The organism is Propioniciclava sp. LT432, assembly GCF_059515965.1.
On the sequence record NZ_JCAKNE010000014.1, the window covers coordinates 1 to 13,675 of the forward strand.

Sequence of the window (13,675 nt, forward strand, 5' to 3'; positions counted from 1 at the left end):
GCCAAGAGGTTGGTGACAGCGCGTCGGTATTGACGTGAGGGAGGACCCCCGGGTGGGGTGTGGCTTGTCGAAGGTCACATCTCACACCCGGAGGTCCTCGTGTCCCACCGTAACGCCCGCCTCAACTTTCATGGCCGCAAGCTGCTGGTCGATCGGGTCCGATACCAGCACTGGCCGGTCGCCCATGCAGCGAAGGCGATGGGGATTTCACGTCAGTGTGCTCACCGCTGGCTGGCACGCTGGGACGCCGAGGGCGAGGCCGGTCTGCATGACCGGTCCAGCCGTCCTCACGCGTGCCCGACCGCGACACCAGCCACGGTGGAGGACCTGGTGGTGGCCGCCCGTCAGGAGCACCGACGCGGCCCTGACTGGATCGCGGCCGAACTCGGGCTCGCGCCGCGGACCGTGACCCGGATCCTGCACCGACGGGGCATGCCGCCCCTGACCTGCCTGGACCCGATGACCGGCCAGGTGATCCGCACCTCGAAGCAGACCGCGGTCCGCTACGAACGCGAACGTCCCGGCGAACTGGTGCACGTGGATGTCAAGAAGCTGGGCAAGATCCCCGACGGTGGCGGCTGGCGGGCCCACGGACGCTCCGACACCATCGTCGCCAAGAACAAGCGGCCCAAGATCGGCTACGACTACGTCCACTCGATGGTCGATGACCACTCCCGCCTGGCCTACAGCGAGATCCACGACGATGAACGCGTCGACACCTGCGCCGGCTTCCTGCTGCGAGCCGCGGCCTACTTCGCCACCCACGGCATCACCAGCATCGAGCGAGTGATGACCGACAACGCGTTCGCCTACCGACATGGTCGAGCGTTCATCGACGCGGTCGAGACCATTGGCGCGAAGCAGAAGTTCATCAAACCCCACTGCCCCTGGCAGAACGGCAAGGTCGAACGCTTCAACCGCACCCTGACCACCGAGTGGGCCTACCGCCACGTGTTCACCAGCAACCAGGCCCGCCGCGACGCCCTTGACCCCTGGCTGGAGACCTACAACACTCAAAGACGCCACAGCGCACTCGGAGGACTACCCCCGACCAGCCGCCTGTCATGAACGTCGTGGCCCAGTACACCTAGGAGCGTCGGGGCGGCGCGGGTATCGGCCGTTCTCTTGATCTTGTCCGTAGGCATTGAGTACTGTGAATCACTAGGGTATTGACGGGGGTCACCCATGGACATCCTCATCCTCGCGGAGCACCACGCCTCGGTCGCGACGCTGGTGGAGGCACTCAACGCCCAAGGATTCACGGTGACTGTCGCCAAGTCGGCGTCCGAGGCTCTCCAGTTGATCGCCCCGTCCTCTCCTGACCTTCCCCGGGGCGCTCCGCGTGCCGCCCTCCTGGAAGTCGAGGCGGGCGGGCTCGTGCTCTGCCGCGACCTTCTCTCCCGGGACCTCGGGTTCCCCGTCCTGCTCTTCTCGACCACGCGGACCGATCCGCTGGACCGCGTGGTCGGCTTCATGCTGGGCGCCGACGACTACCTCGTCGCCCCCTTCCATCCCGAGGAGGTGCGCTGGCGCCTCCAACGCTCGGTCATGCGGGCAGCGGAAGGGCTGGGCCGACGGGGCCCGCGGTCGTCGTCGGCGGCCGACACGACGTTCCGTGCGCTCACCCCTCGGGAGCGGGACATCCTGGCCCGACTGCTCACCGGCCGGACGCAGCGACAGATCGCGCGTGAACTCGTGATCTCGGACAAGACGGTCGGAACCCACATCCAGCACATCCTCACCAAGCTCGACGTGCACCACCGGTCCGAAGCGATCGCCCTGGCCCATCGCCTGGGCTTCGGGCGCGACGGGACCGACGATGGTTCCGTGCCCCAGGACGAGCGGGGCACCGACGCCCCAGCATCAACTGAACCAGGTCCCTCGCCTGGGAACCGGTGAGGACTGCTGCTCGTCATCCGTGAACGGGACGGCCGACCCGATCCAGTCCACGACCTCACGCCCGGCGAGGTAGCGGTACGGGAACGCCGCCCGGGCCGCGCTGCGCGACAGTTCGGTCGCGGGCAGGCGTCCATCGGCCGCGACCACCACGAGATTGCCGAAGCGGCGCCCCTTCCACACCGCCGTCTCGGCGCTGACGAGGATCGAACGGTGCACGTCCCGCACCGCCGCAGCGAACCGACGCGCCCACGCGAACGGGGCCCGATCGGTCACGTTGGCGACGAACAACCCACCCGGACGCCGACGCGCCGCCACCTCCCCCAAGAACTCGCCTGTCGCCAAGGAGGCCGGGACACGCGGCCCGTCGAAGGCGTCCAGCACGAGGGCGTCGAAGTAGGCGGGCGGCATGGCCTGCAGGCCCTCGCGTCCGGGGACCGTCCGCACCTTGATGCCCGACCGGGCCGGCAGCGGCATGAGGCGACGCACCTCCTCGACGAGGTCGGCGTCCGGCTCGCAGACGATCTGGGCGGTGCCCGGGCGCCGCGCGGCGACGTACCGCGGGATGGTCAGGCCTCCCCCACCGAGGTGGACGACCCGGATGCGCTCGTCCTCGGGGCGGCCGAGGACCGTGGCGTCCAGCGCCTCGACGACCCGCTGGACGTACTCGAACTCGATCCGCAGCGGGTCGGCCGGGTCCACCCACGACTGTGCCGTGTTGCCGGCGACCACGCGGAACGCCCCGGGGTGGAAGGGGTCGGCTTCCACGTGCGCAGGCATGGGGGAACGCTATCGTCCCCGGTCGCGCGCTACAGGGAACCCAGGAACTCCAGCAGGACGCGGTTGAACTCCTCGGCGTGCGAGGTGGGGATGCCGTGGGGGCCGCCGGCGATGACGTGGAGGCGTGCGTTGGGGATCATCTCCGCCGTGCGGCGGCCGGACACCTCGAACGGGACGTTGTTGTCCGCGTCCCCGTGGATGACGAGCGTCGGGACGGTGACCCGGGCGACGTCCGCGCGCAGGTCGGTCGCCCACGCGAGGATCGTGCTCTCGAGGGCCTGCTCGGAGCCCTGTCCGGCGATCCGCAGGACGTCCCGGAACTGTTCGTCGCTGATCGTCATCTCCGACGGGTTGCTGAAGAACCACGTCATGAACTTCTCCAGGAACGCGTCCCGGTCGCCGGCACACTCGTCGCGCAGCCCCATGAAGCCGGTCAGCGGCATACCGCCGTCCGGGTTGTCGTCCGTGATGCACAGCGCCGGGGTGATGGCCGAGGCCAGCACCGCTCCGGACAGGCGGGACTCGCCGTACATCCCGATGTAGCGGGCGACCTCGCCGCCACCCATCGAGTGGCCGACGAGCACGGCGTCCGTCAGGTCGAGGTCGAGCATCAGATGGTTGAGGTCGGACGCCAGCGTCTCGTACTCGTAGCCGTCCGGCGCCTTGTCGGACCGCCCGAAGCCCCGGCGGTCGTAGGCGATCGTCCGGTACCCGGCGCGCTGCAGGGCGGGAACCTGGGCGGCCCAGGCCTCGGCCGAGAGCGGCCACCCGTGGATCAGCACGACCGGACGGCCATCACCGCCGGAGTCCTCGTAGTAGAGCTGGAGCGGGGTGTCGCCGGGAATGGTCAGGTAGGGCATTGCGGCCTCCTCGTCGTCGAGCGTTCTGACCCCGACCCTAGCCATTGCGCCGGGCGCACGGGAGCCCCGGGGCGGACGACCGGCTACGGCGTCGCCCGGTCCATGAGGCGGTCCGGGTCGAGGATCTCGACGTCACGGCGTCCGGCCAGCGCAATCACGCCCTCGGCCGCCAGGTCGGCGAGCCGACGGCTCAGGGTCTCGGGCGTGGTCCCGAGGTAGGACGCGATGTCCTTCTTCGCCATCGGCAGTCGGACGACGGGGCGACCCTCGACGACCGTGGACGGTTGGTCGAGCAGGTAGGCGGCCACGCGCGTCCCCACGTCCGTGCTCGCGAACGCCGCGAGCATCCGCTCGGCCGCCAGGAGGCGTTCGGTGGAGACCTGCAGCATCCGCAGCCCGATGGACGGGTGCTGGGCGACCAGGCGCGCGAGGTCGGCGTGGTCGAACGTGCAGAGCGTCACGTCGGCGTCCGCGTAGGCGAAGTTCTCCGGACGGCGCCCCAGCAGGAACGACGACTCCCCCACCGCGTCGCCCTCCTCCGCCACCCGGACGACCTGTTCACGCCCGTTCTCGAGGACGTGCACCAACCGGATGCGCCCCGAATGGACGACCATCAGCCGCTTCTGGTCGGCCGTGGGCGCCTGGAGCAGGGTCCCCTTGGGAGCATGCACCGGGCGCGCGAAGCTCGCGACCTCGTGCTGCTGCTCCGGCGTCAGACCGCGGAAGATCGGCACACGCGCCACGCAGGTGTCGTGCTCTGCAACTTGACTCACGTCAAGGAACGCTACTCCGGACTTTCGTACCTTCACGTCATCGGCCCGCACAACGCGGCCATCACGGAAGGAACGAACATGACTGCCCAGCCCACCACCACCCACACCCTGCTCCGCGCCGAGGGCTTCACCTGCCCCTCCTGCGTGACCAAGATCGAGAAGAGCCTCAAGACCCTGCCCGGCGTCACCGACGCGACGGTGCACTTCGCCACGTCGAAGATCGAGGTGGACCATGACGCGGCACAGACCTCGGTCGACGACGTCGTCGCGGCCGTGAAGAAGGCCGGCTACCAGGCTCGCGCGTCCGCCTTCTGATCCCCACCCCACGCACCAGCCACTCGTAGAGAGGAACTTCTCATGATGTCCCGCGTTCATCGCTGGGCCGTTCCCGTGGTGTCCGGGACGCTCATCCTCGCCTCCTGGGCCGCCGGCCAGGCCACCCCGACGGCCGCCGATCCCCTCATGATCGCCGCCGCCGTGGTGGCCGGTCTCCCCGTCCTGCACGGCGCCATCAACTCCCTGCGGGTCAGGACCATCGGGATCGACCTGCTGGTCTCGATCGCCGCCATCGGCGCGATCATCGTCGGCGAGTACTGGGAGGCGGCCGCGGTCACGTTCCTGTTCGCCATCGGCCACGCCCTGGAGGACGCCACCCTCGCCAGGACACGCTCGGCCCTGGCCGACCTGGTGGACTCGGCACCGACCACGGCGATCGTCGTCCGCGACGGTGAACAGGTCGAGGTGCCGGCCCACGAGGTGCTCGTGGACGAAGTCGTCATCGTCAAGCACGGCGGAACGGTGCCCGTCGACGGCGAGATCCTCGTCGGCAGCGCGGCGATCGACGAGGCGTCCATCACCGGCGAGTCCATGCCGGCCGAGCGGACCGAGGGCGACCGGGTCTTCGCTGGCACGATCGTCACGGACGGGTTCCTGCAGGTCCGGACGACCGGCGCGGGCGCCGACACGACGCTGGCGCGCATCATCCATCGCGTGGAGGAGGCGCAGGAGTCCAAGGCGCGCACGCAGCAGTTCATGGAGCGGTTCTCCCGGTGGTACACCCCCGGCATCATCGTGCTCGCGCTGGTGGTCGGGCTCATCACCCGCGACGTCCACCTCGCCCTCACGCTGCTGGTTATCGGCTGCCCGGGCGCCCTGGTCATCTCGGTCCCGGTCGCGCTGGTCGCCGGCATCGGCCGGGCCGCGCGCGACGGCGTCCTCATCAAGGGTGGCGAGTTCCTCGAGACCGCAGCAAGGGTGGACGCCGTGGCCCTGGACAAGACGGGCACCATCACCGAGGGGCGCCCCGAGCTGACCGACGTCCTCTCCTTCGGCACCTGGTCGGACGCCGAGGTCCTCGCCTGGGCCGCCCGTGCCGAGGCGGGCTCCAGCCACCCGCTCGCCGCTCCGGTCATCGCCGCTGCCGCGGACCGTGGCCTGCCCACTCCCGCCGTCCCGGAGGAGGTCACGACGGTTCCCGGTCAGGGCCTGATCGTCCGGGCGGACGGCCGGACGGTCGCGGTCGGCAACCGCGCCCTTCTGGGCGACCTGCTCAACGCGGACGCCGAGCGCGCGGCCTCGCAGCTCGCCGCTGCCGGGCGGACGCCGTTGCTGGTCGCCCTCGACGGGGAGCCCATCGGCGCCATCGGCGTGGCGGATCGGATCCGCGACGAAGGTCCCCAGCTCGTGGCGGGTCTTCACCGGGCGGGCGTCAAGCGGGTGATCATGCTGACGGGTGACACCCCGGAGGTCGCGGCGGCGGTCGCCGCCCAGGTGGGCATCAACGAGGTGCGCGCGGGCCTCCTCCCCGAGGACAAGCTGGACGTCGTCAAGGCCCTGCAGGCCGAGGGCCTGACGGTTGCCATGGTCGGCGACGGGGTGAACGATGCGCCCGCCCTGGCCCTGGCCGACGTCGGCATCGCGATGGGGGCCACCGGTTCGCCGCTGGCGGTCGAGACCGCGGACATCGCCCTGATGACCAGCCGCCTCGACCGGATCCCCCATGCGATCGGCCTGGCCCGGCGTACGGTCAACGTGATGCGCCAGAACATCTGGATCGCACTGATCACCGTCGGCGCCCTGCTCGCGGGCGTCCTGTTCGGCGGCGTCACCATGGCGATCGGCATGCTCGTGCATGAGGCGTCGGTCCTGGTCGTGATCGTCAACGCCATGCGCCTGCTGCGGTCGACGACTGGTCACCGAGCGCGTCCGACTGCTCTGGGGGCCAGGGCCGAGGACGCCCAGAAGGAGGTCGCTGCCGCGGCCGTCTGATTGTCGGCCGTTGTGGCCTCAAGCCCGGTGGGCTGACGCTCCTTCCCAGGGGGTCAGCTCACCGGCCACGTGATCAGGGTCTGTGCCTCCTCGGGGGCGTCTGGACGTGGTTCGTTCAGGTAGGACTCCCACATGAGGTCACCCGGGGTGAGGTTCTGCTCGCCCAGCCAGCGCATGAGCCGGTCGTAGCTGTCGGCGAGCGAGTCGTAGGAGCCCACGTGCAGCAGTTCAGCCACCCGGCCACCGGGCAGTTCGAGTGACGTGACCTCACCCCCGGGCTGGACCGCGGCGTCCAGCGGGAAACCCGCCGCCACGTCGACGGTGTCGGTCGGCATGCCGAAGTAGGCGGCGAAGGGGGGCCCGATGATGTGGCGTCCCTGCGCGGTGGCGGCCTCCATCGTGAGGTGGAACGCCCGACCGAAGAACGTCGTCAACTGGGTCATCGGTACCCGTTGCCTCACCACGGCGCAGAGCTGTGGCTCGCGCGTCACGACGTTCGGTCCGGTCGACTCATCCATGAGCATGCTCCATCATGCGCCCGAAGGGCCCCGGTGCGCACGGTTCGGCTGCGTTCGCCGGAGGGCCATGTTTGGGTTCTACGGTTTCTTGGGGGCCCGTGGTTGCGACTGGTTCTGATCACGTGGTCGATGCGCGGCACTCGCTGCCCCGCAAGGGCCCGCCGAGCGCCGCGCTGATGTAGCAGACGTTGAACAGACCGGCCGTGAAGGGCAGTACGCCCCACGCCAGCGACGCCTTGCCGCCGGGGGTGCGCCGGGTGAGGATCCCGGCGGCCAGGAAGCCAGTCCCTGCAGTCGCGCGGAAGAGCCGACCGGCGGGGCTGTTGATCCACCGACCGAACGAGGAGCGGTTGAAGGAATCCGCGGTGAGACTCATGGGCGCATCGTAGATAGTCCCCGTGGGGTCGGCAATGGAGTGCCGGACCGGTCGAGCCTTCGTGGCGTCCGATTCCCTCAGCCACGCCCTGCACACGCAACGAGAGAGGGCCCGTGCCTTGCAGAGCAAGACACGAGCCCTCGGCGCAGCCAACCCGAGCCCTCGGCGCAACGAAGCCGAGCCCTCGGCGGGAGGGGTGCGGGTCAGACCACGGTCAGGCCCGAGCGGTCCTCGTTCACGTCGAAGGTGACCGTCTCGCCGTCGTGGAGTTCCCCGGCCAGCATGCGGCGGGCGAGGGCGTCCTCGATGGTGGTCTGGATCAGCCGCTTCAACGGACGCGCGCCGTAGACCGGGTCGAAGCCCGTCGAGGCGAGCCACTGCTTGCCCGCATCGGTGACCTGCAACGTGATGCGTCGGTCGGTGAGCCGCGCGGCCACCCGCCTCAGCTGGATGCTGACGATGTGCGCCAGGTTGTCCTGCGTCAGCGGCGCGAACATGACGACGTCGTCCAACCGGTTGAGGAACTCCGGCTTGAACGCCTGCCGGACGACGCCCATCACGGCCTCGTTCTTGGTCTCGGCGCTCAGGTTCTGGTCAGCCAGGAACTGGGAACCGAGGTTCGACGTCATGATCAGGATCACGTTGCGGAAGTCCACCGTCCGACCCTGGCCGTCGGTGAGGCGTCCGTCATCGAGCACCTGCAGCAGGATGTTGAACACGTCCGGGTGGGCCTTCTCGACCTCGTCCAGCAGCACGACCGAGTACGGACGCCGACGCACGGCCTCGGTGAGCTGGCCGCCCTCCTCGTAGCCGACGTAGCCCGGAGGGGCACCGACGAGTCGGGAGACCGTGTGCTTCTCGCCGTACTCGCTCATGTCGATGCGCACCATGGCGCGCTCGTCGTCGAACAGGAAGTCCGCGAGCGACTTGGCCAACTCCGTCTTGCCGACGCCCGTCGGGCCGAGGAACAGGAACGACCCCGTCGGACGGTTCGGGTCCGAGATGCCCGCGCGCGAGCGGCGCACGGCGTCCGAGACGGCCCTGACGGCCTCCTCCTGGCCGACGAGGCGCTGACCCAGGTGGTCCTCCATGGTCAGCAGCTTCTCGGCATCGCCCTGCAGCATCTTGCCGACGGGAATCCCCGTCCACGCCGAGACGACCTCGGCGATGTCGGTGGCCGACACCTCCTCGGCGACCATGGGCGTCCGGTTGGCGTCCTCCTCGGAGGCGCGCTCGAGTTCGGCCTCGAGGCCCGGGATGCGCCCGTACAGGATCTCCGACGCCTTCGTGAGGTCGCCCTCGCGCTGGGCCCGGTCGGCCTCCGCGCGCAGCCGGTCGATCTCGGACTTGATGTCGCCGACCCGGTTGAGGCCCTGCTTCTCGGCCTCCCACCGCGCCTCGAGACCCCGCAGCTCCTCCTGGGCGTCCGCCAGTTCGGACGCCAGCCGGGCGCGACGTTCGGTGCTCGCGGCGTCCTGCTCCTTCTCCAGGGCGAACTGCTCCATCGTCATGCGGTCGATGGTGCGGCGCAGCTGGTCGATCTCCTCGGGGCTGGAGTCGATCTCCATGCGCAACCGCGAGGCCGACTCGTCGATCAGGTCGATCGCCTTGTCGGGGAGCTGCCGGCTCGTGATGTACCGGTTCGAGAGCTGGGCGGCCGCGACCAGGGCGCCGTCGGTGATGCGCACCTTGTGGTGGGCCTCGTACCGCTCGCGCAGGCCGCGCAGGATCGCGATGGTGTCCTCGACGGACGGCTCACCGACGTAGACCTGCTGGAAGCGGCGCTCCAGGGCCGGGTCCTTCTCGATGCGCTCCCGGTACTCGTCCAGCGTGGTGGCGCCGATCATGCGGAGCTCGCCGCGGGCGAGCATGGGCTTGAGCATGTTGCCGGCGTCCATGGCGCCCTCACCGGACGCGCCCGCGCCGACCACCGTGTGCAGCTCGTCGATGAAGGTGACGACCTGGCCCTCGGACTCCTTGATCTCGTTGAGGACCGCCTTCAGCCGCTCCTCGAACTCGCCGCGGTACTTGGCACCCGCCACCATCGACGCGAGGTCGAGCGAGACGACCCGGCGCCCCTTGAGGCTGTCCGGCACGTCGCCCGCGACCACCCGCTGGGCGAGGCCCTCGACGACGGCGGTCTTGCCGACGCCGGGCTCACCGATCAGGACGGGGTTGTTCTTGGTGCGCCGGCTCAGCACCTGCACGACACGACGGATCTCCTGGTCACGTCCGATGACCGGGTCGAGCTTGCCCTCGCGGGCCCGCTCCGTCAGGTCGACGGAGTACTTGTCCAGCGCCGACTCGCCCCCCTCGGACTCGGCGCTCGTGACGCGCTTGCCGCCCCGGGCCGCGTTGAACGCCTCGGTCAGCTGCTCGGCGGTCGTGAACCGGGTCAGGATCGGCTGGGCATCGGACGCCACGGCCGCCAGCGCGATGAGCAGGTGCTCGGTGGCGACGAACTCGTCGCCCATCTGCTCGGCGCGGGTCTCGGCGTCCGCCAGCACGCGCGCGAACGAGCCGGACAGCTGCGGCTGCTGCACCGAGCTGCCCGTGGAACTCGGCAGCTTCTTGATGGCGGCCTGAGCTGCCTGGTCGACCTGGCCGGGATCGGCGCCCACCGCCTGCAGCAACGCGCCGACGGTGTTGTCCGGCACCATCAGCAGCGCGTGCAGCAAGTGGCTCGGCTCAGCGTTCGGGTTGCCAGCCGTGAGCGCGTTGCGCAGGGCGGCGCTGACGGCGTCCCGGCTCTTGGTGGTCAGTTTCGCGGTGTCCATGCGGGGGGCTCCTCCTGTGGAGAATTCAAAGTTGAGTTCACCTGACTCAACTATGTCACGGTCTCAGCTATTCCGTGCGACGAGGGCAACAGCAGCGAAACCCCGAGCCGACGAGGCCGGATCCGCGCGCGACAAGACAATCCGCGCGCGACAGGTCGCGCGCGGATTGCCACAGCGGGAGCGGATCGCTTCCGCGCGACCCCGAGGCCTACAGGCTGTCGCCGAAGTCGGCGCGGAACTGCTCGACGATCTTGGTGGTCCAGTCGCCGATGGGCTCGAGGCGTCCGTAGAAGAACCGCAGGATCTCCGGCTCCTCCACCCAGCGCATGCCGCCGACGAGGCGGCGGTTCTGGTAGAGCCAGTCGATGCGGTCGACCGCGTAGTTGACCTGCGAGAGCGTGAACACGCGGCGGGGCATGGCCAGGCGGACGAGCTCCATGTCGGCCAGCGGCTCGACGCCGGTGTGGATGTCGCGAGCCTCCGACATGGTGCCCCGCTCCATGCCGCGCACGCCCGAGGCCAGGTACAACGCGGACGCCAGCGCCGCGGCCGGGTACTCCCGCTGGTCGACGTGGTCGAGGAACCGCATCGCGTCGACGTGGGCCCCGAGGCCGCCCGGCGGCGTGATCACCGGGACGCCGCGGCGTTCCAGTTCGTTGACCATGTGGGCGATGAACTGCGGTCCCTGGTTGATCATGTCGAAGTCGAGGGTCTCGTCGAGCCCGACCGTGATGGCCTCCATCTCGCGCACGGACATGCCGCCGTAGGTGAGGAAGCCCTCGAACATCGGCACGAAGCCGCGCATGCGCTTGTACATGTCCTCGTCGCGGATGCAGATGCCGCCGCCGCGTCCGAACCCGAGCTTGCGGGCCGAGAAGTAGATGATGTCGCAGAGGTCCGCCATCGCGTGGACGATGTCGGCGATCTCGAGATCCACGCACCGGGGGTCGCGGATCTTCATGAAGTAGAGGTTGTCGGCGAGCAGCGAGGCGTCCAGCACCAGCGGGATGCCGTGCTCGTGGCAGATGTCGGAGACCTCGGTCAGGTTGTCCAGCGAGAACGGCTGGCCGCCGATGAGGTTGGTGCCGGCCTCCATGCGCACGAAGCTGAACGCCTCGGCGCCACGCTCCGCGATGACGGCGCGCAGCGCGTCCGTGTCCATGTTGCCCTTGAAGGGGTGGTCGGAGGTGACCTTCAGCCCGTCGGGGTGGATCAGCTCCAGGACCTCGGCGCCGTGGACGACGATGTGCTGCTTCGAGGTGGTGAAGTGGTAGTTCATCGGCACTGCCGTGCCCGGGCGCACCAGCACCTGGCCGAGGATGTTCTCGGCGGCCCGGCCTTGGTGGGCGGGCAGGAAGTACTGCATGCCGAAGAGCTCGACGAGCTTGTCGTAGAGCCGCGTGTAGGTCGCCGAGCCCGCGTAGGCGTCGTCGGCGCGGAACATCGCCGCCTGTTGCTCCTGGCTCATCGCGTTGACGCCCGAGTCGGTCAGCATGTCGAGGAACACGTCGGAGTTCTGCAGCAGGAACGTGTTGTGACCGGCGCCGCGGATCGCCTCCAAGCGCTCCTCGACCGGCAGCAGCGTCAGCTTCTGGATGATGCGCACCTTGTGCATCTCGAGCGGGAGCTGCTCGCCGCCGAAGAACGTCACCTTCGACATGTCTGGCCTTTCCCCTGGGGCTCTTGCGAGGGCAATCCTTCCACTACGGCCCGTCGTAGCAGACGGCTGATCGCTGGGTGGTCGGACGTGCCCGAGCACCTCACCGAATCCGCTCGCGAAAAGGGAAATCCGCGTTCGACGGATCGAGCGCGGATTCCCTTCGACGTGCGTCCGTGGGTCAGCGCGAGCGGCGGCGGCCCGAGGACGCCGAGAACGCGGCTGCCCCACGGGTCGCGCCTGCCGGTGCGGCACCGGACGCGCTGCGCGGCGCCCGCGCGGGGCGTCCGTCGTGGTTGGCGGGTCGCGCCGAGCCGTTCGAGGGGCGCGTGGAACCGCTCGCGCGGCCGGACGAGCCGGTGGCTGAGCGACCCCCACCGCCGGCGGGACGGCGCCCGCGGCCCGAGGACTGCTTCGGCGGAGTCGACTCAGCGGGGGCCGGCGTCCGGGCGGCGACCTCCTCGGCGGAGAGCATCTGGCGCTCCCCCGGGGCGAGGTCGCGCAGCACCTGCTCGGAGGCCTGCGTGACGGTCGGCTTGATCTTCGCCGCCCGCATGAGGGCCTGGACGTCGGAGCGCTGGTCCGGCGTGGCGATGGTGATCACGGTGCCGGAGTGCCCGGCGCGCGCGGTACGACCCGAGCGGTGCAGGTAGGCCTTGTGCTCGGTCGGCGGATCGGCGTGCACGACCAGCGCGACGTCGTCGACGTGGATGCCCCGGGCGGCGATGTCGGTGGCGACCAGGGTCTCGACGCGGCCGGAGTCGAAGGCCTCGAGGTTGCGCACGCGGGCGTTCTGGGCGAGGTTGCCGTGCAGGTCGACCGCGGGGATGCCGCGCCCGTTGAGCTGCTTGGCGAGCTTCTTGGCGCCGTGCTTGGTCCGGGTGAACAGGATGGTGCGGCCCGGGGCCGCCGCGAGGTCGGCGATGACGTCCGTGCGCTCGGCGGCGGTCACGGTGAGCACGTGGTGCTCCATCGTGGCGACCGGCGACTGGGCGGAGTCGGCCTCGTGGACGACCGGGTCGTGCAGGAACTGCTTGACCAGCACGTTCACCGCGTTGTCGAGCGTCGCCGAGAACAGGAGGCGCTGCGAACGGGCGGGCGTGGCGGCGAGGATCTTCTTGACCCCGGGCAGGAACCCCATGTCGCTCATGTGGTCGGCCTCGTCGATGACGGTCACCTCGACCGCGTCGAGCGAGAGGTGGCCCTGCTCGCGGAGGTCGAGCAGGCGGCCGGGCGTGGCGACGAGGATGTCGACGCCCATCGTGAGGGTGCGCACCTGGGGGTTCTGGTTCACGCCGCCGAAGATGGTCAGCATCGTGAGCGCGGACGCCTTGGCCAAGCCCTCGAAGGACTCCGCGATCTGCGCCGCGAGCTCGCGGGTCGGGGCGAGGACCAGGGCACGGGGACGCCGTGCGGCCGGACGACGGCGGTTCGCCGCGAGGCGCGCCACGACGGGGAGCGCGAACGCGAAGGTCTTGCCCGAGCCGGTGCGCCCGCGGCCGAGGACGTCGCGTCCGGCCAGCGAGTCGGGCAGCGTGGCCGCCTGGATGGGGGTGGGGCTCGTGATGCCGCGCTGGGCGAGCACCTGGACGAGCGGAGTGGGCACGCCGAGGCGTGCGAAATCTGAAGTCACGTGTGTTCTTTCCTGGGCGTCTCGCCCGGCGCGCTCGTGCTGGGTCCGATCCGAGTGATCGGTGCGGCGCGGCCAGCGGCTGATCAGCCGCATCACCTGCGATCCGAGGCAAGACTGGTGCGGACCGCGTCACCCAT

At 70.0% G+C, this 13,675-nt stretch carries 12 protein-coding genes; 4 read left to right on the plus strand and 8 right to left on the minus strand.

The genetic code is table 11. The features are described from left to right. The first annotated feature begins 99 nt into the window (after nucleotides 1–99). Both AC5YDV_RS09210 and AC5YDV_RS09215 read left to right on the plus strand, forming a co-directional pair. Nucleotides 100–1,068: an IS481 family transposase gene (locus AC5YDV_RS09210; protein ID WP_496181913.1), complete on the plus strand. Its 969-nt coding sequence runs from the start codon at nucleotides 100–102 to the stop codon at nucleotides 1,066–1,068. Nucleotides 1,069–1,185: 117 nt separating this feature from the next. Next, entirely contained in the window at nucleotides 1,186–1,899 is a 714-nt protein-coding gene (locus AC5YDV_RS09215; RefSeq protein ID WP_496183302.1) for a response regulator transcription factor, read from the plus strand. Here the strand turns inward: AC5YDV_RS09215 and AC5YDV_RS09220 are convergent. The 3 genes from AC5YDV_RS09220 to AC5YDV_RS09230 all read right to left on the minus strand — a co-directional run bounded on the left by AC5YDV_RS09220 (nucleotide 1,864) and on the right by AC5YDV_RS09230 (nucleotide 4,309). Beyond that, nucleotides 1,864–2,676 carry a spermidine synthase gene (locus tag AC5YDV_RS09220; protein ID WP_496183301.1) on the minus strand — a complete coding sequence of 271 codons (813 nt, stop codon included), beginning with the start codon at nucleotides 2,674–2,676 and terminating at the stop codon, nucleotides 1,864–1,866. The two genes, AC5YDV_RS09215 and AC5YDV_RS09220, sit on opposite strands and share 36 nt — an antisense overlap. A 29-nt stretch (nucleotides 2,677–2,705) precedes the next feature. Then, nucleotides 2,706–3,536, minus strand: coding sequence for an alpha/beta fold hydrolase (locus AC5YDV_RS09225; RefSeq protein ID WP_496183300.1), 831 nt, complete (start codon nucleotides 3,534–3,536; stop codon nucleotides 2,706–2,708). An 83-nt stretch (nucleotides 3,537–3,619) separates the two neighbouring features. Beyond that, the gene (locus AC5YDV_RS09230) at nucleotides 3,620–4,309 is read right to left on the minus strand and encodes a Crp/Fnr family transcriptional regulator (RefSeq protein WP_496183299.1); all 690 of its coding nucleotides are present in this window, start codon (nucleotides 4,307–4,309) and stop codon (nucleotides 3,620–3,622) included. 78 nt (nucleotides 4,310–4,387) lie between these two features. Here AC5YDV_RS09230 and AC5YDV_RS09235 point away from each other — a divergent pair, with 78 nt between their 5' ends. After that, nucleotides 4,388–4,624, plus strand: coding sequence for a heavy-metal-associated domain-containing protein (locus AC5YDV_RS09235; protein WP_496183298.1), 237 nt, complete (start codon nucleotides 4,388–4,390; stop codon nucleotides 4,622–4,624). 42 nt (nucleotides 4,625–4,666) lie between these two features. Next, nucleotides 4,667–6,577, plus strand: a complete 1,911-nt coding sequence (locus tag AC5YDV_RS09240) for a heavy metal translocating P-type ATPase (protein WP_496183297.1) — start codon at nucleotides 4,667–4,669, stop codon at nucleotides 6,575–6,577. A 53-nt stretch (nucleotides 6,578–6,630) separates the two neighbouring features. Here the strand turns inward: AC5YDV_RS09240 and AC5YDV_RS09245 are convergent, their stop codons facing one another. The 5 genes from AC5YDV_RS09245 to AC5YDV_RS09265 form a co-directional block, all read right to left on the minus strand. Further along, nucleotides 6,631–7,101, minus strand: a complete 471-nt coding sequence (locus tag AC5YDV_RS09245) for a GyrI-like domain-containing protein (protein ID WP_496192471.1) — start codon at nucleotides 7,099–7,101, stop codon at nucleotides 6,631–6,633. 112 nt (nucleotides 7,102–7,213) lie between these two features. Next, a complete protein-coding gene (locus AC5YDV_RS09250) occupies nucleotides 7,214–7,471 on the minus strand; it encodes a hypothetical protein (RefSeq protein ID WP_496183295.1) in 258 nt (85 codons plus the stop codon). A 203-nt stretch (nucleotides 7,472–7,674) separates the two neighbouring features. Further along, complete coding sequence (gene clpB, locus AC5YDV_RS09255; RefSeq protein WP_496183294.1) at nucleotides 7,675–10,248, minus strand: ATP-dependent chaperone ClpB; 2,574 nt, start codon at nucleotides 10,246–10,248, stop codon at nucleotides 7,675–7,677. A 208-nt stretch (nucleotides 10,249–10,456) separates the two neighbouring features. Continuing rightward, the gene (locus AC5YDV_RS09260) at nucleotides 10,457–11,908 is read right to left on the minus strand and encodes a tryptophanase (protein ID WP_496183293.1); all 1,452 of its coding nucleotides are present in this window, start codon (nucleotides 11,906–11,908) and stop codon (nucleotides 10,457–10,459) included. 178 nt (nucleotides 11,909–12,086) lie between these two features. Then, nucleotides 12,087–13,538, minus strand: a complete 1,452-nt coding sequence (locus tag AC5YDV_RS09265) for a DEAD/DEAH box helicase (protein WP_496183292.1) — start codon at nucleotides 13,536–13,538, stop codon at nucleotides 12,087–12,089. Nucleotides 13,539–13,675 lie beyond the last annotated feature (137 nt).

Excerpts from the sequence above, each read along its gene's own strand:
- AC5YDV_RS09215 (WP_496183302.1), top strand. The coding sequence starts at position 1,186 with ATGGACATCCTCATCCTCGCGGAGCACCACGCCTCGGTCGCGACGCTG.
- AC5YDV_RS09220 (WP_496183301.1), bottom strand. The coding sequence starts at position 2,676 with ATGCCTGCGCACGTGGAAGCCGACCCCTTCCACCCCGGGGCGTTCCGC.
- AC5YDV_RS09225 (WP_496183300.1), bottom strand. The coding sequence starts at position 3,536 with ATGCCCTACCTGACCATTCCCGGCGACACCCCGCTCCAGCTCTACTAC.
- AC5YDV_RS09235 (WP_496183298.1), top strand. The coding sequence starts at position 4,388 with ATGACTGCCCAGCCCACCACCACCCACACCCTGCTCCGCGCCGAGGGC.
- AC5YDV_RS09240 (WP_496183297.1), top strand. The coding sequence starts at position 4,667 with ATGATGTCCCGCGTTCATCGCTGGGCCGTTCCCGTGGTGTCCGGGACG.
- AC5YDV_RS09245 (WP_496192471.1), bottom strand. The coding sequence starts at position 7,101 with ATGCTCATGGATGAGTCGACCGGACCGAACGTCGTGACGCGCGAGCCA.
- AC5YDV_RS09250 (WP_496183295.1), bottom strand. The coding sequence starts at position 7,471 with ATGAGTCTCACCGCGGATTCCTTCAACCGCTCCTCGTTCGGTCGGTGG.
- clpB (WP_496183294.1), bottom strand. The coding sequence starts at position 10,248 with ATGGACACCGCGAAACTGACCACCAAGAGCCGGGACGCCGTCAGCGCC.
- AC5YDV_RS09260 (WP_496183293.1), bottom strand. The coding sequence starts at position 11,908 with ATGTCGAAGGTGACGTTCTTCGGCGGCGAGCAGCTCCCGCTCGAGATG.